This is a genomic window from Rugamonas brunnea, from assembly GCF_014042345.1.
GTDB lineage: Bacteria > Pseudomonadota > Gammaproteobacteria > Burkholderiales > Burkholderiaceae_D > Rugamonas > Rugamonas brunnea.
Genome location: NZ_JACEZT010000004.1, coordinates 182,560 through 203,356 on the forward strand (window position 1 = coordinate 182,560; position 20,797 = coordinate 203,356).

Below are 20,797 nucleotides of genomic sequence, written 5' to 3' on the forward strand. Positions count from 1 at the left end.
AAAATGTCCAAGAATTACGGTCCAGAATACGTTCGCGCCATCGCCCCTTACCAGGCTGGCAAGCCGATTGCGGAAGTGGCGCGCGAGTTCGGTCTTGACGAGGCGAACATCGTCAAGCTGGCCTCCAACGAGAACCCGTTCGGCGTGCCGGAATCGGCCAAGCAGGCCATGACGGCGGCGGCGACGGAACTGGGCCGTTATCCGGACGCCAATGGCTTCGACCTGAAAGCGGCGCTGTCCAAGCGCTACGACGTGCCGGCCGACTGGATCACGCTGGGCAACGGCAGCAACGACATCCTGGAAATCGCCGCCCACGCCTTCGTCGAGCGCGGCCAGTCCGTGGTGTACTCGCAGTATTCGTTCGCCGTGTACGCGCTGGCCACCCAGGGCGTGGGCGCGCGCCACATCGTGGTGCCGGCCAAGGCCTACGGCCATGACCTGCAAGCCATGCTGGCCGCCATCGAGGACGACACCCGCCTGGTGTTCATCGCCAACCCGAACAACCCGACCGGCACCTTCATCCCGGCCGCCGAGATCGAAGCCTTCCTGGCCAAGGTGCCGGCCCACGTGGTGGTGGTGCTGGACGAGGCCTACAACGAATTCCTGTCGCCCGAGAACCAGTTCGAATCGGCAGAGTGGGTCAAGAAGTATCCCAACCTGCTGGTGTCGCGCACCTTCTCCAAGGCCTATGGCCTGGCCGGCCTGCGTGTCGGTTTCGCCATCGCCCAGCCGGCGCTGACGGACCTGATGAACCGCATCCGCCAGCCGTTCAACGTCAACTCCATGGCGCAGGCGGCGGCCATCGCCGCCCTCAACGACAAGGCCTTCCTGGCCCAGAGCGCGGCCAACAACACCGCCGGCTACCAGCAGTTCGTGGAAGCGTTCGAGAAGATGGGCCTGGAGTACGTGCCGTCGTACGGCAACTTCGTGCTGGTCAAAGTGGGCGACGACGCCGGCGCCGGCGCGCGCGTCAACCTGGCCTTGCTCAAGCAGGGCGTGATCGTGCGCCCGGTGGGCAACTACGGCCTGCCGCAATGGCTGCGCATCTCGATCGGCCTGCCGCAGGAAAACGCGGTGCTGATCGCCGCGCTGACCAAGGCCCTGGCCGGATGACGCCGTGCTGAACAAGATCGTCATCTTCGGCGTTGGCCTGATCGGCGGCTCGTTCGCGCGCGCGCTCAAGCACGCGGGCGCCGTGCGCACCGTGGTCGGCATGGGCCGCTCGGCCGCCTCGCTGGCGCGGGCGCGCGAACTGGGCATCATCGACGTGGTGGGCGGCGACATGGCCGAGGCCATGCGTGGCGCCGACCTGGTGCTGCTGGCCGCGCCCGTGGCGCAGACGGAGGCCATCCTGGCCGCGCTGGCGCCGCATTTGCAGCCGGGCACCGTGGTGACGGATGCCGGCAGCACCAAGACCGACGTGGTGGCGGCCGCGCGCCGCGCGCTGGGCGCCAAGGTGGCCCAGTTCGTGCCGGGCCACCCGATCGCCGGGCGCGAGACCAACGGGCCGGACGCCGCCATCATCGACCTTTACATCGGCAAGAAAACCGTGCTCACGCCGCTGGACGAGAACGCGTCCGCCGACGTGGAGCGGGTGGCGTCGGCCTGGCGGGCCTGCGGCGCCATCATCCACCGGCTCACGCCGGAAGAACATGACAAGGTGTTCGCCGCCGTCAGCCATCTGCCGCACCTGCTGGCATACGCGCTGGTGGACGACATCGCCAACAAACCGCATGCGGATTTACTGTTCCAATATGCTGCCAGCGGCTTCCGCGATTTCACAAGGATCGCCGGTTCGTCGCCTGAAATGTGGCGCGACATCAGCTTGGCCAATCAGGCCGCGCTGCTGGTCGAGCTGGACGCCTACATGGCGCAACTGACGGCGCTGCGCGCGCGCCTGGCCGCCGCCGACGGCGCGGCCATCGAGGCGGTCTACGCCAATGCGCAGCGCGCCCGCCGCCAGTGGATAGAAGCGATAGAGACGGCGGAAACGCCGCAACCGAAAGACAGCGCAGAATAGAAGGACGCAACCGCATGACGCAGCAAACCACATATCCGCACCACATCGACCTGCAGCCCGTGGCCCATGCCGAAGGCGTGGTGCGCCTGCCCGGCTCGAAGAGCATCTCCAACCGCATCCTGTTGCTGGCCGCGCTGGCCCAGGGCGAAACCCGGGTGGTCGACCTGCTGGCCTCGGACGACACGGCCGTGATGCTGGACTCCCTGCACAAGCTGGGCGTGCAGTGGCGCGAGGAGCCGCAGACGGACGGCCACACGGTGCACGTGGTGCCCGGCGCGGCCGGCGTGTTCCCCAACGCCTCGGCCGACCTGTTCATGGGTAACGCCGGCACCGCGATCCGCCCGCTGACGGCGGCGCTGGCCGTGATCGGCGGGGACTACACGCTGCACGGCGTGCCGCGCATGCACGAGCGTCCCATCGGCGACCTGGTGGACGCGCTCAACGCGGCCGGCACCGCCATCACCTGCACCGGCAATCCCGGCTACCCGCCGCTGCACATCGGGCGCGGCAAGATCCACGCGCAGCGCCTGTCCGTGCGCGGCAACGTGTCGAGCCAGTTCCTGACGGCGCTGCTGATGGTGGCGCCGCTGATGGCGCGCGAGCATGCCATTTCCATCGACGTGGTCGGTGAGCTGATCTCCAAGCCCTACATCGAAATCACGCTGAACCTGATGCGCCGTTTCGGCGTGGCGGTGGAGCAGGACGGCTGGTCCTCGTTCACCGTGCAGCCGGGCCAGCAATACCAGAGCCCCGGCACCATCCACGTCGAAGGCGACGCCTCGTCAGCTTCCTACTTCCTGGCGGCTGGCGCCATCGCCGGCGGTCCGGTGCGGGTCGAAGGCGTGGGACGCGACAGCATCCAGGGCGACGTGCGCTTTGTGGCCGCGCTGGAGCAGATGGGCGCCACCATCACCATGGGCGACAACTGGATCGAGGCGCGCTCGAACGGCGTGCTGAAAGCCATCGACGCCGATTTCAACCACATCCCCGACGCCGCCATGACGATCGCCATCGCCGCCCTGTACGCGGACGGCACCAGCACGCTGCGCAACATCGCCAGCTGGCGCGTGAAGGAGACCGACCGCATCGCCGCCATGGCGACGGAATTGCGCAAGGTGGGCGCCGTGGTGGAGGAGGGCGCCGACTACCTGCGCGTGACGCCGCCGGCCGTGATCAGCGCCGCAACCATCGACACCTACGACGACCACCGCATGGCGATGTGCTTCTCGCTGGCGTCGCTGGCAGGCGCCGCGCGCCAGGGCAACACGATGCGCATCAACGACCCCAAGTGCGTGGCCAAGACCTTCCCCGAGTATTTCGCCGCCTTCGCCGCGATCGCCCGTTAATCCACTCATCTATGACCACAACCCATATCCCCGTCATCGCCATCGACGGCCCCACCGCATCCGGCAAGGGCACCGTCGCGCACCGCGTGGCCGATAAGCTCGGCTTCCACTATCTCGATTCGGGCGCGCTGTACCGCCTGACGGCGCTGTCGGCCCTGCGCCGCGGCACCTCGCTCACGGACGAGCATGCGCTGGCCAAGGTGGCCGAGCACATGGCCTGCAGTTTCTCCGGCGGCGACATCATTCTGGCCCACGAGAACGTGACGGACGCCATCCGCGCCGAGGAGGTGGGCAACACGGCCTCGCGCATCGCCGCCTTGCCGGCCGTGCGCCAGGCCCTGTACGGCCTGCAACTGAGTTTCCGCAAGACGCCGGGCCTGGTGGCCGACGGGCGCGACATGGGCACGGTGATCTTCCCGCACGCCCCGCTCAAGGTGTTTTTGACGGCCAGTGTGGCGGCCCGTGCCGAGCGTCGATATAAGCAATTGATTGAGAAGGGAATTTCTGCTAATATGGAAGACCTTCTGATGGATTTGCAAGCGCGCGACGACCGGGATACGCACCGGGCCATCGCCCCGCTGGTGCCCGCGGAGGGCGCCCATGTGCTCGACACCTCGCAAATCACGGCCGATCAGGCCGTCGAGCAGGTGCTCAAGTGGTATGCGGCGGAAGTGAAATAATTGCAATGTTTGTTGTAAAGCAGCGTGCGCAGCGGTTTGTGCGGCGCTGCTGTTGGTGCTGGAAGCGGGCCTGTGCCGGCCTCCGGCGTGTTAAAACCTTAACCCAGTTTAAGTCGCATCGTGCGATCTCTGCTGGCTAACCTAGTGTGAACCCTATGTCTACTGCAACCACCGGTATGGAAAGTTTCGCAGCCCTCTTCGAAGAGTCGCTGTCCCGTCAAGATATGCGCTCCGGCGAAGTGATCTCCGCTGAAGTCGTGCGTCTGGACCACAACTTCGTGATCGTGAACGCTGGTCTGAAATCGGAAGCTTTCATCCCTGTTGAAGAATTCAAGAATGACCAAGGCGAACTGGAAGTCAAAGTAGGTGACTTCGTTTCCGTGGCCATCGAATCGCTGGAAAACGGTTTCGGCGATACCATCCTGTCGCGCGACAAGGCCAAGCGCCTGGCGTCGTGGCTGGCCCTGGAAAAGGCCATGGAGTCGGGCGAGATCGTCGTCGGCACCGTCAATGGCAAAGTCAAGGGCGGCCTGACCGTGCTGACCAACGGCATCCGCGCATTCCTGCCCGGTTCGCTGGTCGACACCCGTCCCGTCAAGGACACCACCCCGTTCGAAGGCAAGACCCTGGAATTCAAGGTCATCAAGCTGGACCGCAAGCGTAACAACGTCGTGCTGTCGCGCCGCGCCGTGATCGAAGCTTCGATGGGCGAAGAGCGCCAGAAGCTGATGGAAACCCTGAAAGAAGGCACGGTTGTGACCGGCGTCGTGAAGAACATCACCGACTACGGCGCGTTCGTGGACCTGGGCGGCATCGACGGCCTGCTGCACATCACCGACCTGGCATGGCGTCGTGTGCGTCACCCATCGGAAGTGCTGACCGTTGGCCAAGAGATCACCGCGAAAGTCCTGAAGTACGATCAGGAAAAGAACCGCGTGTCCCTGGGCGTGAAGCAACTGGGCGACGATCCTTGGACCGGTCTGTCCCGTCGTTACCCACAAGGCACCCGTCTGTTCGGCAAAGTCACCAACCTGACCGACTACGGCGCGTTCGTGGAAGTGGAACAGGGCATCGAAGGTCTGGTGCACGTGTCCGAAATGGACTGGACCAACAAGAACGTCGCTCCTAACAAAGTTGTCCAACTGGGCGACGAAGTGGAAGTCATGGTTCTGGAGATCGACGAAGAGCGTCGCCGTATTTCGCTGGGCATGAAGCAGTGCAAGGCGAACCCATGGGATGACTTCGGCGTGACCCACAAGAAGGGCGACAAGGTCAAGGGCGCCATCAAGTCGATCACCGACTTCGGCGTGTTCATCGGCCTGGCTGGCAACATCGACGGCCTGGTGCACCTGTCCGACCTGTCCTGGACCGAGTCCGGCGAAGAAGCCGTGCGCAAGTTCAAGAAGGGCGACGAGCTGGAAGCCATCGTGCTGGCCATCGACGTCGAGCGCGAGCGCGTTTCCCTGGGCGTGAAGCAGCTGGAAGGCGACCCGTTCAACAACTTCGCCGCCATGAACGACAAAGGTTCGCTGGTATCGGGCACTGTGAAATCGGTTGAGCCTAAGGGCGCCGTGATCCAGCTGTCGGACGAAGTCGAAGGCTACCTGCGCGCTTCGGAAATCTCGCGTGACCGCGTGGAAGACGCTGGCACCCACCTGAAAGTGGGCGACACCGTGGAAGCCCTGGTGATCAACATCGACCGCAAGGCCCGCAGCATCCAACTGTCGATCAAAGCGAAAGACAGCGCCGAGACCGCGGAAGCCATGCAGAAGATGGCCGCTACCGACAACAACGCAGCTTCGGGCACCACCAGCCTGGGCGCGCTGCTGAAGGCCAAGCTCGACACCAAGAACTAAGAATTCGCTAGATGACCAAGTCCGAGTTGATCAACCGCCTGGCTGAGCGCTATTCTCAGCTGGTGGCCAAAGATGCGGAATACGCCGTCAAGACCATTCTCGATGCGATGACCACCGCCCTGGCGAGTGGCCAGCGCATCGAGATCCGCGGTTTTGGCAGCTTTGCCCTCAACAGCCGGCCACCGCGCATAGGACGCAATCCCAAGTCCGGCGACAAGGTGATGGTGCCCGAAAAACGGGTGCCCCACTTCAAGCCGGGCAAGCAGTTGCGCGAGCGGGTCGACGCGATGGTCGGGCAACCGATCATCGAGGACTGAAGCGTCTGAAGGATTCGATGTAAAAAAGCGGCGTCCGTGGATGCCGCTTTTTTTATCCATTTTGTCGTAACCGGATTCTGGTGCCATACTGTCGCTCTTTGAATTCCGGAACAGGAACCAGGCTAATGAAATTCATATCCACGATCATTGGATTCGTTCTTTTCGTCTTGTTTTTTGGTTTTGCCCTGAAAAATACCCAGGAAGTGGATCTGCACTTCTTCCTCAATTATGAGCTGCGCGGCCCGCTGGTGCTGATGCTGCTCGGATTCTTCGTGGCCGGCGCCGTCCTCGGCGTGCTGGCGCTCACCCCCACCGTGTTCCGCCACCGGCGCGAAACGACCAAACACAAAACCACCATCGCGACGCTGCAAACGACGGCGCAGCAGGCCACCGCCCAGCCGCAGCCCGATAGCGTCAACACCCAGCAGTGATGCCCACCGCATCGCGCACCGACCAACGATCACACAACAACACGCATGGAATTTGAACTCTGGTGGTTACTGGGCATCCCCGTCTTCTTCGGACTGGGCTGGATCGCCGCGCGGGTCGACATCCGCCAACTGGTGTCGGAGTCGCGTAGCCTGCCGCGCGGCTATTTCAAGGGCCTGAACTTCCTGCTCAACGAGCAGCCCGACAAGGCCATCGACGCCTTCATCGAAATCGTCAAGCTGGACCCGGAAACGGCCGACATGCACTTCGCCCTCGGCAACCTGTTCCGCCGCCGCGGCGAGACTGAGCGCGCCATCCGCGTGCACCAGAACCTGCTGTCGCGGCCCGACCTGCCGCTGGAGCAGCAGGTGCACGCCCGCTATGAGCTGGGCATGGACTACCTGAAGGCCGGCCTGCTGGACCGCGCCGAGGAAACCTTCAACCAGCTGCTCGACTCGCAATACGCGGTGCAGGCGCGGCGCGCGCTGCTGGAGATTTTCCAGCGCGAGAAGGAATGGCCGCGCGCCATCGAGGCGGCGCTGGGCCTGCAGGAAGCGGGCGCCGGTTCGCGCCAGAAGGAGATCGCCCAGTTCTACTGCGAGCTGGCGCAGGACGCGCTGGTGCACATGCACCCGGAAGACGCGCTGCCGCTGCTGGAAAAATCGCTGCAGGCCGACCGCACCAATGTGCGCGCCACGCTGCTGATCGGCGACGCCCAGCTGGCCCAGGGCGATGTGGAAGGCGCGTTGCTGACGTGGCGCCGCGTGGAACAGCAAAGCGTGCCGCATGTGGCGCTGGTGGCGCAACGCCTGATGGACGGCTACACCAAGGTGGGCCGGCCGCAGGAAGGCGTCAACCTGCTCAAGTCCTACCTGGAGCAGGCATCGTCGATCGACCTGATCGAAGTGGTGTTCAAGGCTGTGATCGAGCTCGATGGCGTGGACGCGGCCAAGCAGCTGGTGAGCGCGGAACTGCGCCGCACGCCGACCCTGCTGGGCCTGGACAAGCTGCTCGAAGCGCGCCTGATGGATGCGCCGGCCGCGCTGTGGTCGGAACTGTCGATGGTGAAGAACCTCGTGCACGGCTACACCCAGAAGCTGGCGCGCTACCAGTGCAGCCATTGCGGCTTCAAGGCGCGCCAGTTCTACTGGCAGTGCCCCGGTTGCAGCCGGTGGGAGACTTACCCTCCGCGCCGCACCGAAGAATTGAATGTGATGAATTAACGGGGCCGTTGCGGGCCCAATTTTAAGTAGGCGGAACAACATGAAAATCACCATTATCGGCACCGGCTATGTAGGCCTGGTCACGGGCGCCTGCCTGGCGGAACTGGGCAACGACGTCTTCTGCCTCGACGTCGACGAGCGCAAGATCAATATGCTCAACAGCGGCGGCATCCCCATCCACGAACCGGGCCTGGAAGAAGTGGTGGCGCGCAACCGCGCCGCCGGCCGCCTGCAGTTCTCGACCGACGTGGCGGCCGCCGTGGCCCACGGCACGCTGCAGTTCATCGCCGTCGGCACGCCGCCCGACGAAGACGGCTCGGCCGACCTGCAATACGTGCTGGCCGCCGCCCGCAACATCGGCAAGCACATGACCGACTACAAGGTGGTGATCGACAAGTCCACCGTCCCCGTGGGTACGGCCGACCGTGTCAAGGCCGCCGTGCAGGCCGAGCTGGACGCGCGCGGCGTGGCCGTGCCGTTCTCGGTCGTCTCCAACCCCGAGTTCCTGAAAGAGGGCGCGGCGGTGGAAGACTTCATGCGCCCGGACCGCATCGTGATCGGCTGCGACGACACGCCCGAAGGCGAGCGCGCCCACGGCCTGATGAAAAAGCTGTACACGCCCTTCAACCGCAACCACGAGCGCACCTTCTGGATGGATGTGCGTTCGGCCGAATTCACCAAGTACGCCGCCAACGCCATGCTGGCCACCCGCATCTCGTTCATGAACGAACTGGCCAACCTGGCCGACGAAGTGGGCGCCGACATCGAAGCGGTCCGCCACGGCATCGGATCCGACCCGCGCATCGGCCACAGCTTCCTGTACGCCGGCGCCGGGTACGGCGGCTCGTGCTTCCCGAAAGACGTGCAGGCGCTGGAGCGCACGGCGCGCCAGTACGACCAGGATTTGCTGATCCTGCGCGCGGTGGAAGCGGTCAACGACAAGCAGAAGCTGGTGCTGGGCAAAAAGGTCAACGCGCGCTTCGGCGACGACTTGAACGGCAAGCACTTCGCCGTCTGGGGCCTGGCCTTCAAGCCCAACACGGACGACATGCGCGAAGCCCCGGCCCGCGTGCTGCTGCGCCAGTTGCTCGACAGCGGCGCCACGGTGGCCGTGTACGACCCGGTGGCGATGGACGAAGCGCGCCGCGTGCTGGCGCTCGACTTCAACGCGGCCGAACTGGCCCGCATCCGTTTCGCCACCAGCCCGATGGACACGCTGACGGGCGCTGACGCGCTGGTCATCGTCACCGAATGGAAGGCGTTCCGCAGCCCCGACTTCGACCGCATCAAGGCCAGCCTGAAGAACGCCGTCATCTTCGACGGCCGCAACCTGTTCGAACCGGAAGTGATGGCCGAAGCGGGCTTCGAATACCACGGTATCGGCCGTTCCATCCACACCCGCGTGTAAGAGGTGGCAGTGAGTACCAATGTAGCGACCTACAAGGGCCCGGCGCTGGACCAGGTGCGCATCCTGGTGGTGGGCGACGTGATGCTGGACCGTTACTGGTTCGGTGACGTCAGCCGCATTTCGCCGGAAGCGCCGGTGCCCATCGTACGCATCGAAAAACGCGAAGCGCGCCTGGGCGGCGCGGCCAACGTGGCACGCAACGCCGCCGCGCTGGGCGCCCACGCCGGCCTGCTGGGCGTGGTGGGCGCCGACGAGGCGGGCGCGGAAGTGGAGCAGATGCTGCAGGATGGCGGCATCCGCAGCTATCTGAAGCGCGACGAAGCCATCTCCACCATCATCAAGCTGCGCGTGATCGGTCGCCAGCAGCAGATGGTGCGTATCGACTTCGAGGAACCGCCGACGGACGCCGTGCTGCGCGACAAGCTGGTGCAGTTCCAGACCCTGCTGCCCGATTACGACGTGATCGTGCTGTCGGACTACGCCAAGGGCAGCCTGGTGAACGTGGCCGACATGATCGCCGCCGCGCGCGCCGCCGGCAAGGTGGTGATGGTCGATCCCAAGGGCGACGACTTCACGCGCTACGTGGGCGCCACCGTGCTCACGCCCAACAAGTCCGAACTGCGCCGCATCGTCGGCAGCTGGAACAGCGAGGAGCAGCTAACGGCCAAGGCCCAGCAACTGCGCAGCGACCTGAAACTGGACGCCTTGCTGCTGACCCGCTCGGAGGAGGGCATGACGCTGTACACGGAACATGAACGCTTCCACATGCCGGCCGCCGCGCGCGAAGTGTACGACGTCTCCGGCGCCGGCGACACGGTGATCGCCACCATGGCCGCCATGCTGGGCGCCGGCGAAGGCTGGCAGAAAGCGGTGGAGACGGCCAACCGGGCCGGCGGCATCGTGGTGGGCAAACTGGGCACGGCCACCGTCACGCGCGAGGAATTGTTCGGCTGACGCCATTGGCTGCACACAATTCGGGACGCAACGACTCGGGACGTAACATGACTGGTGTTACGTCCCGATTTTTTTCGGGTTTGCGCCAGCTCATGGGGCGTTGTCATTTTGCTGTCAACCGGCGTCCGCCCGGGCCGTTATAGGGATTCAGGGCACGTTGGCGGTCCTGCTTCCTCACTCACTTTGGAGATGACGACATGTTCAAGAAACTATTGCTGGCGGTTGCTACCCTGATTGCGACGATGAGCTTTGCGTTTGCACAGGTCGATGTCAACAAGGCCGATGCGGCCGCACTCGATTCCGTGAAGGGCATCGGCCCGGCCAAATCGAAGGCCATCATCGAGGAACGCACCAAGGGCGGCGACTTCAAGGACTGGGCCGACCTGGAAAAACGCGTCAAGGGTATTGGCGAGAAGAACTCCATCAAGCTGTCCGAAGCAGGCCTGCAAGTGAACGGCAAGTCCAAGGAAGGCGCGCCGGCCAAGCCGATGGCCGCCAGCAGCAAGCCGGCAGCGGCCGCGAAGGGCGCCAAGTCGATGCCGGCTTCCGCTTCCGCCATGGCATCCGGCTCCGCCTCGGCCGACAGCAAGGCCAAGAAGTAAGCTGCGCGCATCGCGCACACAACCCCGCCAGCGCGAGCTCGCGGGGTTTTTTGTATCCGGCGGCAATATAAGTTGCTTTCCGTGCGAAGATGATGCGTCCCCTGACAGGAGAGTCCAGATGAAGCACCGCATCGCCACCCGCTCCAGCTTATTCCTGCTGACCGCCATCCTTGCCGCCCGCGCTGGCGCCGTGCCGGCATCCGAGCCCGCATCTGGTCCCGATTTGCAGCGCCACCAGCCCCAGATCGACCAGATCGTCAGCCACATTTCACCCCAGCGCATTGAAGGCTACATCCGCAAGCTGGTCGGCTTCAAGACCCGCCACACCATGTCCGACACGGTGTCCGACACGGAGGGCATAGGGGCCGCGCGGCGCTGGATCAAGGCGGAACTGGAGCGTTGCGGCGCGGCCGACGGCGGCCGCCTGCAGGTGGCGTTCGACAGCCACATCTCGCCCGTTTCTGCGCGCATCAGCAAACCGACGGAAGTGGTGAACGTGGTGGCGACCCTGCCCGGCACACAGCCCGCGTCGGCCGCGCGCATGTATGTGGTCAGCGGTCACTACGACTCGCGCAACAGCGACATCATGGACGCCAGCGGCGCCGCGCCCGGCGCCAACGACGACGCCTCCGGCACGGCCGCCGTGATGGAAATGGCATGCGTGATGGCGCGCCACCATTTCGATGCCACGCTGGTCTTCATGACGGTAGCCGGCGAGGAGCAGGGCTTGCTGGGCGCCACCCACTGGGCCGAGCAGGCCAGCGCGCGCAAGCTCGACATCGCCGGCATGTTCACCAACGACATCATCGGCAGCTCGCACGATGAACACGGCAAGATCGACAATACGCAGGTGCGCCTGTTCGCGGAAGGTTTACCGGTGCAGAAGGAGAACAGCGCCACCGTGCGCACGCTGGTGCAAACGGGCGGCGAGAATGATTCATTGTCGCGCCAGTTGGCGCGCGCCGTGAAGGCGGCCGGCGAGCGCTATGTGCCTGGCTTCAAGGTCAACATCATCCAGCGGCGTGACCGCTACCTGCGCGGCGGCGACCACATGCCTTTCCTGGAGCGCGGCTACGCGGCGCTGCGCTTCACGGAACCGGCCGAGGATTTCTCGCACCAGCACCAGGACCTGCGCACGGAGAACGGCAAGGTCTATGGCGACCTGCCGCAGTTCGACGATTTCGATTACATCGCCCGCGTGGCGCGCGTGAACGCGGCGGCGCTGGCCTCGCTGGCGCTGGCGCCAGCCGCGCCGCGCCAGGTGCAGGTGCGCACGGCGCAACTGGAAAACGATACGGCGCTGCTGTGGCAACCCAATGCCGAGCCGGACCTGGCCGGCTACCGCGTCGTCTGGCGCGCGACGGACGCCCCGGACTGGCAGGGCGCCCAATTCGTCGGCAAGGTCACGGGATACCGCGTACCGCTGTCGAAGGACAATTACTACTTCGGCGTGCAGGCCGTCGACCAGGACGGCAACGTCAGCCCGGCCAGTTATCCCGTGCCGTTACGCTGATGGCCGCGACGAACGGCTGATTGTTATCGACCTTCGGCTTCCATTGGCAAGTTGGCCAGGAAGGCGTGGATCTGCGCCACCACGGCCGCGCCTTCGCCCACCGCTGCCGCCACCCGCTTGGTGGAGCCGGCCCGCACGTCGCCGATGGCGAACACGCCGGGCACGCTCGTCTCCAGCGCCGCGCGCGCGGGCAGTTCGGGCGGATAGATGCCTTTCTCGAAATTGGCGCGGCACTGGGCGCGCGCCACGTCGAAGCCAGTGCGGATGAAGCCATGCTCGTCCACTTCCACGCCGCAATCGCCGAGCCAGTCCGTGTTGGGATCGGCGCCGATGAACAGGAACACGCGGCAGACGTCGTAATCCTTTTCCTCGCCGCTCAGGCGGTGCAGGATGCGCACCTGCTGCAAGCCGTCGTCGTCGCCTTCCAGCGCCACGATTTCCGTATGCGTGTGCAGCACGATGTTGGGCGTGGCCGCGATCCGTTCGATCAGGTAGCTCGACATGGTGGCCGCCAGGCCTTCGCCGCGCACCAGCATGTGGACCCGGGACGCATGCCCGGCCAGGAACACGGCCGCCTGGCCGGCCGAGTTGCCGCCGCCCACCAGCACGATCTCCTCCGTCTTGCACAGCTTGGCCTCGATCGGCGAGGCCCAGTAATACACACCGCGTCCTTCGAACTGGCGCAAATTGGCCAGCGAGGGCCGGCGGTAGCGCGCGCCGCACGACAGCACCACCGTGCGCGCCCGCAGGCGCTGGCCGCTGCCGCACATCTCGACCTGCAGCGGATAGGTGTCGCAAATGAGCTTGCCGGCCGGCGCCGGGATGGCCACCTCGACCCCGAACTTCTGGGCCTGCACATAGGCGCGTCCGGCCAGCGCCCGGCCCGACACGCCGGTGGGGAAGCCCAGGTAGTTTTCGATGCGGGCGCTGGCCGCCGCCTGCCCGCCGAAGGCCCGCGTCTCCAGCGCCAGCACGGACAAGCCTTCGGACGCCGCGTACACGGCCGTGGCCAGCCCGGCCGGCCCGGCGCCCACCACGATCACATCCCACACCTTCTCACTGCTCAGTTCGGGTAGCATGCCCAGGCAGCGGCCCAGCTCGACCACGGTGGGGTTCTTCTTCACCACGCCGTCAGGACACACGACCAGCGGCCAGTCTTGCGGTTGCGGATGGTAGTGCTCGACCAGCGCGGCGGCCTGCGCATCCGTCTCCAGGTCCAGCACCGAATGGGGATGGCCGTTGGCGGCGAGGAAGCTTTGCAGCGCATGCACGCGGCCGTGGCCGCGCGGGCCGACGATGACGGGGCCGCCCGAGTTCACTTCGATCAGTCCCACGCGGCGCAGGATCAGCGCGCGCACGATGCGCTCGCCCAGTTCGGCCTCCGCGATCACCAGTGCGCGCAGCGCCTCGGATGGAATCACCAGCACTTCCACGGCGCCGATGGCGGTGCCGTTGCCCAGCGACGGCCGGCCCGACAACTGGGCCACCTCGCCGCTGAACTGGCCGGGGCCATGCTCGGTGATGAGCGAGGTGTTGCCGAGGCCATCATGGCGGCTCACGGCGATGCGGCCTGCCAAGACCAGCATCAGGCCGAAGCTGGTGCGGCCCGCCTCGAACACATGGTCGCCATCGGCGAAATGGCGGACGTGGCCGAATCGGTGCATGCGTTTGACCTCGGCCGCGCTCAGCACGGGGAAGATCTGGTGCCGGCGCGATTCGATGTCGAGCTTGCCGGTGGAGACGGGTTCATCCTGTGCGTTGTCGGGCGTGAAATCGAGCGGATTGGCGGCCATGGCGGTTCCGAAAAGAGGGAAGGGGGTTCAGCCAGTCTAGCGCAAGCGGCGCCTCCGCGCCAAAAACTTGCAACCTGTGCAAGCTGCTATACTGATGCTTCATGTCAAAAAAGCAAAATCACCATGCCGCTACAGACCTCGCTGATTCCGCTCGCGCCCGCCACTTATGATGCTTTCTTCGCCTACCTGGGAGACCAGCTGAAGGAGAACGGGCAGGGCGGCACCCCGCTGTTCCAGCCCATGTCGCGCGCCCAGCCGACGCTGGCGCCGGAGCGTGCGGCCGCGTTCCGTCAGGCGCTGGACACGCCGCTGGGCCAGCCCGGCTGGCGGCGCGCATGGGTCGCCGTCGGCCCCGAAGGTATCCGCGGTCATGTCGACCTGCGCGCGCGGCCCGAACCGCATGCCCAGCACCGCGGCATGTTGGGCATGGGCGTGCATCGCGATTGGCGCCGCATCGGGCTGGGCCGGCGCCTGGTGGGATTGGCCGTGCAGTGGGCAGCGGCGCAGGACGGGCTGGACTGGATCGACCTGGAGGTGTTGTCCGTCAACGCCCCGGCGCGCCAGCTCTATCTGGCGACCGGCTTCGTGCAGACGGGCGAGCATGCCGACATGTTCCGCATCGATGGCGAACAGCATGGCTACACCTACATGTCGCGCGCGCTGCGGCGCTGAGCACCAGGCCCGGCCGGGCCGGAAATACGCGTAATGCCATCTCGGATTAAAATGCTTGTTTTAGTGAACTCAGGCTCAAGACGATGGCTTACAAGACTCTGGCAGACACAATCGGCAACACGCCGCTGGTGCAGCTCACGCGCATTCCGGGCGCGGACGCGGCGGCGCGTAACAATATTATTCTCGGCAAGTTGGAAGGCAACAATCCAGCCGGCTCCGTCAAGGACCGGGCCGCCATGTCCATGCTGCTGCACGCCGAGGAGCGGGGCCAGATCAAGCCGGGCGACACCCTGATTGAAGCCACCAGCGGCAACACCGGCATCGCGCTGGCCATGGCGGCCGCGCTGCGCGGCTACAAGATGCTGTTGCTGATGCCGGAAAACCTGAGCCTGGAGCGGCGCCAGAGCATGGCCGCCTACGGCGCCCAGATCCTGCTCACGCCCAAAACGGGCGGCATGGAATACGCGCGCGACCTGGCCGAGCAGATGCAAAAGGATGGCAAGGGCGTGATCCTCGACCAGTTCGGCAACTTCGACAATTCGCGCGCCCACTACGAAGGCACGGGGCCGGAAATCTGGCGCGACACCAACGGCCAGGTCACGCACTTCGTGAGCGCCATGGGCACCACGGGCACCATCATGGGCGTGTCGCATTACCTGAAGGAACAGAACCCCGAGGTGCGCATCATCGGCGCGCAACCGGAGGAAGGCTCGCAGATCCCCGGCATCCGCAAATGGCCGGAAGCCTACCTGCCGAAAATCTACGACAAGTCGCGGGTGGATCAGATCGAGTACGTGACGCAAGCTGCGGCTGAGCGCATGGCGCGCCGCCTGGCGGCGGAGGAAGGCATATTCTGCGGGATTTCGGCAGCGGGGGCCTGCGAGATCGCGTTGCGGATCTCTCAAACGGTGGAGAACGCCACCATCGTGTTCATCGTGTGCGACCGCGGCGACCGCTACCTGTCGACAGGCGTGTTCCCGGCCTGACGACAACGATTCCTGCCCTCGCCCCCACGCGAGGGGAGGGGTCGCCTGCGGTGACGACAGCCAGGGACTGCGATCAGCCCTGGTTGTTGTTGCCGCCGCCCGATTCGCCTTCTTTAGGCTTGAACTGCTTGTCGCTGATGCGGAACTTGTTGCGGCGGTCGCCCATCAAGTAGCGCAGGTCACGGATACTCAGATCGCTCACCTCGTGCATGCGGATCAGCAGCGAAGCGCCGACCGGCAGACGGTGGTGACGAATCTTGCTGATCACGGGCGGCGCCACTTCCAGCGCGCGCGACAGGGCTGCGTCGTTCTTCAGACGCAGGTTTTCGATCAGCGTATCCAGCAGACGGTTCGGGTTGTACTGCAGCAGATCATCGCCTTCCGAATCGTTATTCATATCGATGCCGACTTGGTTTGTCATGATGATGTTTGTTCCTTCTGAAAGTAGTCCTGCAAAGTAAAAAACACTCGGAGCTCGCTCTTGCTGCGTTAATGTTCATCCTTCACCAAGGAACGAATTCACACACGGACGGATTCCGGTACAACAAGTTTCATAATATATACACAATTGTACAACAGCGAGCTTTTCTATGCTCAAAAGCAACAAAATAATTGCATTGCCATAGGTTATTGTTGTCGAGTTGCAACATTGTGTGAGAATTATACACCTTCTCCTGTGTTAAGCTGCTTGTGCCTCAATTCAATTGTATCGCTATAGTTGATTATAAGGCAATTTTTATTTGTTGCCGCACGAAATGCTCTCCCTGTACGGCACACATATGCAGTTTCCCAGTGTCAATTACAAGATACTGCGTGCAAGATTTTTGAGCAACTGTCTTTACGGTTCCTTACATTCCCGCGCCCCGCGACAGGCGCACGGCCCGTCCCAGTTCCACCACCGACATCGCATAGAAATAACTGCGGTTGTACTGCGTGATGGCGTAGAAATTATTGGTCGCCACCCAGTATTCCGTCGGATCGGCGCCGTTCTGCAAGTCCACCAGGCCAAAGACCATGCCCGATGGCAATGCTGATGTGGTGCTGACACCGGCCGCCGTCAAGTCCTGCGCAGGAAATTTCGCGGCCAGTCCCTGGTTGATCATGCCTTCCCACGCGCGGTTGGGCGACACCTCGGCCGCATACACGAGCGGGCCCGGGTCGTCGCGCCGCCAGCCGTGCGCCGTCAGGAAGGCGGCCACGCTGCCGATGGCGTCGCTGCTGGAGCCGAGCAGGTCCACCTTGCCATTACCATCGAAATCGACGGCGTACTTGACGATGCTGCTGGGCATAAATTGCGGCATGCCCACGGCGCCGGCGTACGAGCCCCGCAGCGAGAGCGGGTCGATGCCGTTCTGGCGCGCGAACAGCAAGGTCGCTTCCAGCTCGCTGCGGAAGAAGGCCATGCGCTCGTCGCGGGCCGGCGCTTCCGGATAGGAGAACGCCAGCGTGGTCAGCGCGTCGAGCACGCGGAAGCGGCCCGTGTTGCGGCCATAGACGGTTTCCACGCCGATGATGCCGACCAGGATTTCCGCCGGCACGCCGTACAGCGCCTCGGCCCGCGCCAGCGCGTCCTGGTTCTCGTTCCAGAATTTCACGCCGGCGTCGATGCGCACCGGGTCGATGAACAGCTTGCTGTACGCTTGCCAGTTCTTGGGCTTGCCCGGCGGCGCCGGCTTGATCAGTTGCACGGCCGCGTCCACGTAGCGCACCTGGCCCATCAAGCTATCGAGCGCGGCGCGGTCGAAACCGTCGCGCGCGGCCAGGTCGTCGAGGAAGGCGCGCACGTCCTTCCACTCGCCGAAGTTGACGAATTCGCCCACGTAGTCGACGGGCGGCGGGCCTTTCTTCTTGACCACCTTGGTTTGCTTGTGGCGCTGGCTGGGGGGCAGTTTGTAGCCGTAGGGATCGACGGCGGCTTGCGCCAGCGGCGCGGCCGCCAGCAGCAGGGCCAGCATCCAGCGGGCGGGGGAAGGGGACAGGGACGGCATGATCTTCATCGGCATTGTGGTAACAGGGTGTGCAGCGTCTTCAGCGACGCTGCGTGAGTCGCGGGATGGGCGCGGCCATATCGCAGCGCGCTAACCATCGTCAAAAATTCGTCCATGGCAGCATGTTTCTCCTTGCTGGCCGGCATGCCGCGCAGCCGCGCCGCGTAGGCCATCGGCCCTTCATCGGGGCGGCGCACATAACCGTGGCGGGCCTGTTGCCGGCAAAACGCCTGGTACAGCCGCTCCAGCGGGTCGGCCCGGCGTTGCCGGCCGCGCTGGCGCAGCAGCAGGGCCAGCGCCGTCGCCAGCGCCAGGCCGGCCATGCTGCGCCACTGGAACAGGGCCGCGCTTAATTCTTCAAGGAAACTTCGCTGCCTGTCTGGATTGTAATCCAGGACCCATTGATTCCAAGCATTATTCATCGCTGCCATCGAAAATCGCAAACGGGCCAGCCATGATGTGGGGTCGTTCTGCAACGCCAGCAAGGGGCCAAGGCCGAACAGGGTGTTCTGGGGCAGGGCGCGGGCCAGGTTGTGGGCGATGCGCTCGGGCGCCACGGCGGCCGTCGGGTCCACCCGGCGCCAGCCCTGGCCGTCCAGCCACACTTCGGCCCAGGCGTGGGCGTCGGACTGGCGCACCGTCACATAGCCGTCCACCGGGTTGTATTCGCCGCCCTGGTAGCCGGTGACCACGCGCGCCGGCACCTGCATGGCGCGCATCAGCACCACGAAGGCGCCCGCGTAGTGTTCGCAAAAGCCGGCCCGGGTATCGAACAGGAACTGGTCGACGGCGTCTCGGCCCAGCAGCGGCGGTTGCAGCGTGTAGAAGAACGGCGCGTTGCGGAACAACGCCAGCACGGCGCGCACCGAGTCGGCCGCCTGCGGCTGGCGCAAGGTGGCCGCCAGCGCCAGCGTGCGCGGGTTGAAGCCGGACGGCAGCGCCAGCCAGCGGGCCAGGTCCGGCGGCGGCGCGTTGGCTTCGATGCGGTAATCGAGGTGGGCCACGGCGTCGTAGCGCAGGCGCTCGTTGATGGGCGCGGTGGCGAAGTACTCGGCCTGCTCGGAACTGGCGGCCAGGTAGCCGGGCAGGTCGAGGTCGGGCTCCGTCAGTTCCAGCGCAAACAGCCAGCGTTTGCCGGTCGGCTCCAGCGTGACCTGGTGCCGCACGGCCGGGCCGCGCGCCTGCAGTTGCACGTCGCGCCGGGCGCCGCGCCGGCGCGGCACGCGGGTCCACGTGCGGCCGTCGTAGTCGCCCAGCACGATGCCGCGCCAGTACAGCTGCGCCTGGTCCGGGCGCGGGTCGAGGAAGCGCACCCGGAACGCCACCTCGTCCGACATGGCCAGGCTGGACACGTTCCCCGGCGCCATGCTGTCGGACATGCCGCTGCGTCCCGCGCGCGCGTCGCCGGGCAGGCCCCACAGCGGCCCCTGGATGCGCGGGAAGGCGACGAACAGCAGCAGCGCCAGCGGCGCGGCCAGCAGCATGACGTGGCCCGCCGTGCGCAGGCGCCGGCGCAGGGGCGGCACCTGGCCCGTGTACTGGAACGTGAGCTGGGCCGTCAGCAGCACGGCCAGCGTGGCCAGCATGGACAGCGCCGTCAGCATGGTCTGGCTGTAGAAGAAGGTGGTCAGCAGCAGGAACAGGCTGAGGAAGATGACCACGAACAGGTCGCGCCGCGCGTGCATCTCCAGCAGCTTGAAGGCCAGCAGCAGCGCCAGCATGGCCACGCCGGCGTCGCGTCCCAGCAGCGTGTGGAAGGAGTGGTAGACGCCGGCCATGGCCAGCATCGATAGGGGCAGCAGCAGCCACAAAGGCGGCATGCGCTTGCCCAGCCAGGTGATGGCGGCGCGCCACAGCAGCGTGGCGCAGACGGCGGCGCTGGTCCACAGCGGCAGGTGGGCGAAGTGGGGCGCCAGCACCAGCACGGCCGCGCCCAGCAGCAGCAGGGTGTCGGCCTTGTCGCGCGGCAGGCGCTGGGCCAGCCGCTGCCAGCGGTCGGCGGCGCCCGTCATGCGCGCTCCGCGCCGAACAGGGCCAGCGCCCGCAGGCAGGCCGCGCGGTGGGCGTCGCCCAGCGCCGCGTCGAACTGGTGGTGGCCTAGGCGGAATGCGTAGGGCAGCGCGCGCCGCTCCGCCTCCAGCACCCAGCTGGTCAGGCGCGACAGCTTGTGTTCCCGGTCCATCCATGGCGGCAGTTGGGCGAAATCGAGGCACAGCTCGGCCACCGCGCCGCCGTCGAAATGCTTGGTCACCAGCTGGCCGCCCAAGGACGGGTCGTGGCGCGCAATCTGGCGCCAGGCCAGGTGGCGCATCGGATCGCCCGGCTGGTAGCTGCGGATGCCGGAGAAATTGTCCAGTCCCACCTGGCCATGGCCTTCCTCGCTGGCCGCGCCCTGCATGGGCAGCGGCGGCGCGTCCGGTTCCGGTTCGGGATAGACCAGCGCCCGCAAGTCCGGCTTCCAGTAGGCCCAGGCGCGGAACAGGCCGAGCGGGTAGCGCGTGAGCAGGCGGATGCGGGGCGCGTCCAGCCAGCCCCGTTGCGCCGTGGCGCAGGACAGCACGGCCAGCGCGTCGCCGCCGGCCGGCACGTCGGTCACGTGGCGTGGTTCGCCGTCCTGCTGGAAACCGAGCCAGACGGCGTAACGGTCGGGGCCATCGGGATTGTGCAGCTGCAGCTCGAAGCGCGCCTCCTGGCCCGCGAACACGGGCTGCACCCGGCCCGGTGCCAGCCGCAGGCCGGCCAGGTTCCTGGCCGTGAGCACCATGTCGGCCACGGCGCAGGCGCCGGCGAAGAAGGTGAGCGCGAAGCCCAGACCGAGGTTGTAATTGAGGGCACCGATCAGCATCACCAGCAGCAGGCCCGTGAACGCGAGGCCGGGGCCGCCCGGCACGATGAACACGCGCCGCATCACCAGCACCACCGTGCCCGGTTCGCGTTCGCGCAGCTGGAACAGCCACTGGTTGGCCAAGGTGCGGTACCAGCGGCGCGGTGCGGCGAACATGGCGGGGAT

Annotated in this window: 19 protein-coding genes; 14 read left to right on the forward strand and 5 right to left on the reverse strand. The window is 65.7% G+C overall.

Features of this window, described 5'->3' with window-relative positions:
- Window positions 1-3: 3 nt before the first annotated feature.
- The 12 genes from hisC to H3H37_RS08360 all read left to right on the forward strand — a co-directional run bounded on the left by hisC (window position 4) and on the right by H3H37_RS08360 (window position 12,348).
- Window positions 4-1,113 carry a histidinol-phosphate transaminase gene (gene hisC / locus H3H37_RS08305; RefSeq protein ID WP_182161314.1) on the forward strand — a complete coding sequence of 370 codons (1,110 nt, stop codon included), beginning with the start codon at window positions 4-6 and terminating at the stop codon, window positions 1,111-1,113.
- A gap of 4 nt (window positions 1,114-1,117) precedes the next feature.
- The gene (locus H3H37_RS08310) at window positions 1,118-2,020 is read left to right on the forward strand and encodes a prephenate dehydrogenase (protein ID WP_182161316.1); all 903 of its coding nucleotides are present in this window, start codon (window positions 1,118-1,120) and stop codon (window positions 2,018-2,020) included.
- A 14-nt stretch (window positions 2,021-2,034) separates the two neighbouring features.
- The gene (aroA, locus tag H3H37_RS08315; RefSeq protein WP_182161318.1) at window positions 2,035-3,366 is read left to right on the forward strand and encodes a 3-phosphoshikimate 1-carboxyvinyltransferase; all 1,332 of its coding nucleotides are present in this window, start codon (window positions 2,035-2,037) and stop codon (window positions 3,364-3,366) included.
- Between the two features lie 11 nt (window positions 3,367-3,377).
- Window positions 3,378-4,046 carry a (d)CMP kinase gene (gene cmk, locus H3H37_RS08320; protein WP_182161320.1) on the forward strand — a complete coding sequence of 223 codons (669 nt, stop codon included), beginning with the start codon at window positions 3,378-3,380 and terminating at the stop codon, window positions 4,044-4,046.
- Between the two features lie 176 nt (window positions 4,047-4,222).
- Window positions 4,223-5,902, forward strand: coding sequence for a 30S ribosomal protein S1 (gene rpsA / locus H3H37_RS08325; protein ID WP_182161322.1), 1,680 nt, complete (start codon window positions 4,223-4,225; stop codon window positions 5,900-5,902).
- A gap of 11 nt (window positions 5,903-5,913) precedes the next feature.
- Complete coding sequence (locus H3H37_RS08330) at window positions 5,914-6,219, forward strand: integration host factor subunit beta (protein ID WP_107141261.1); 306 nt, start codon at window positions 5,914-5,916, stop codon at window positions 6,217-6,219.
- Between the two features lie 125 nt (window positions 6,220-6,344).
- The gene (locus tag H3H37_RS08335) at window positions 6,345-6,650 is read left to right on the forward strand and encodes a LapA family protein (protein WP_182161324.1); all 306 of its coding nucleotides are present in this window, start codon (window positions 6,345-6,347) and stop codon (window positions 6,648-6,650) included.
- A gap of 45 nt (window positions 6,651-6,695) precedes the next feature.
- A complete protein-coding gene (gene lapB / locus H3H37_RS08340; RefSeq protein WP_182161326.1) occupies window positions 6,696-7,871 on the forward strand; it encodes a lipopolysaccharide assembly protein LapB in 1,176 nt (391 codons plus the stop codon).
- A gap of 40 nt (window positions 7,872-7,911) precedes the next feature.
- Window positions 7,912-9,279: a UDP-glucose dehydrogenase family protein gene (locus tag H3H37_RS08345; protein ID WP_182161328.1), complete on the forward strand. Its 1,368-nt coding sequence runs from the start codon at window positions 7,912-7,914 to the stop codon at window positions 9,277-9,279.
- A 9-nt stretch (window positions 9,280-9,288) separates the two neighbouring features.
- Window positions 9,289-10,233, forward strand: coding sequence for a D-glycero-beta-D-manno-heptose-7-phosphate kinase (rfaE1, locus tag H3H37_RS08350; RefSeq protein ID WP_182161330.1), 945 nt, complete (start codon window positions 9,289-9,291; stop codon window positions 10,231-10,233).
- Window positions 10,234-10,430: 197 nt separating this feature from the next.
- Entirely contained in the window at window positions 10,431-10,835 is a 405-nt protein-coding gene (locus H3H37_RS08355) for a ComEA family DNA-binding protein (protein ID WP_182161332.1), read from the forward strand.
- 118 nt (window positions 10,836-10,953) lie between these two features.
- Window positions 10,954-12,348 carry a M20/M25/M40 family metallo-hydrolase gene (locus H3H37_RS08360; RefSeq protein WP_182161334.1) on the forward strand — a complete coding sequence of 465 codons (1,395 nt, stop codon included), beginning with the start codon at window positions 10,954-10,956 and terminating at the stop codon, window positions 12,346-12,348.
- A 23-nt stretch (window positions 12,349-12,371) separates the two neighbouring features.
- On the opposite strand, the gene H3H37_RS08365 is transcribed toward H3H37_RS08360, so the two are convergent.
- Window positions 12,372-14,141 (reverse strand): FAD-dependent oxidoreductase, encoded by a 1,770-nt coding sequence (locus tag H3H37_RS08365; RefSeq protein ID WP_182161336.1) that lies wholly within the window; start codon window positions 14,139-14,141, stop codon window positions 12,372-12,374.
- 123 nt (window positions 14,142-14,264) lie between these two features.
- On the opposite strand from H3H37_RS08365, the gene H3H37_RS08370 reads away from it, so the two are divergent.
- Complete coding sequence (locus H3H37_RS08370; RefSeq protein WP_182161338.1) at window positions 14,265-14,813, forward strand: GNAT family N-acetyltransferase; 549 nt, start codon at window positions 14,265-14,267, stop codon at window positions 14,811-14,813.
- A gap of 83 nt (window positions 14,814-14,896) precedes the next feature.
- A complete protein-coding gene (cysM, locus tag H3H37_RS08375; protein WP_182161340.1) occupies window positions 14,897-15,799 on the forward strand; it encodes a cysteine synthase CysM in 903 nt (300 codons plus the stop codon).
- 73 nt (window positions 15,800-15,872) lie between these two features.
- Here the strand turns inward: cysM and H3H37_RS08380 are convergent, their stop codons facing one another.
- From H3H37_RS08380 to H3H37_RS08395, 4 genes are all read right to left on the reverse strand, one after another.
- Window positions 15,873-16,220 carry a hypothetical protein gene (locus H3H37_RS08380; protein WP_182161342.1) on the reverse strand — a complete coding sequence of 116 codons (348 nt, stop codon included), beginning with the start codon at window positions 16,218-16,220 and terminating at the stop codon, window positions 15,873-15,875.
- 427 nt (window positions 16,221-16,647) lie between these two features.
- Complete coding sequence (mltB, locus tag H3H37_RS08385) at window positions 16,648-17,796, reverse strand: lytic murein transglycosylase B (RefSeq protein ID WP_446033165.1); 1,149 nt, start codon at window positions 17,794-17,796, stop codon at window positions 16,648-16,650.
- Complete coding sequence (locus tag H3H37_RS08390; protein WP_182161346.1) at window positions 17,793-19,799, reverse strand: transglutaminase TgpA family protein; 2,007 nt, start codon at window positions 19,797-19,799, stop codon at window positions 17,793-17,795. The genes mltB and H3H37_RS08390 overlap by 4 nt, the downstream gene beginning before the upstream one ends.
- Window positions 19,796-20,788 (reverse strand): DUF58 domain-containing protein, encoded by a 993-nt coding sequence (locus H3H37_RS08395; RefSeq protein ID WP_182161348.1) that lies wholly within the window; start codon window positions 20,786-20,788, stop codon window positions 19,796-19,798. Before H3H37_RS08395 ends, H3H37_RS08390 begins: the two co-directional genes overlap by 4 nt.
- Window positions 20,789-20,797 lie beyond the last annotated feature (9 nt).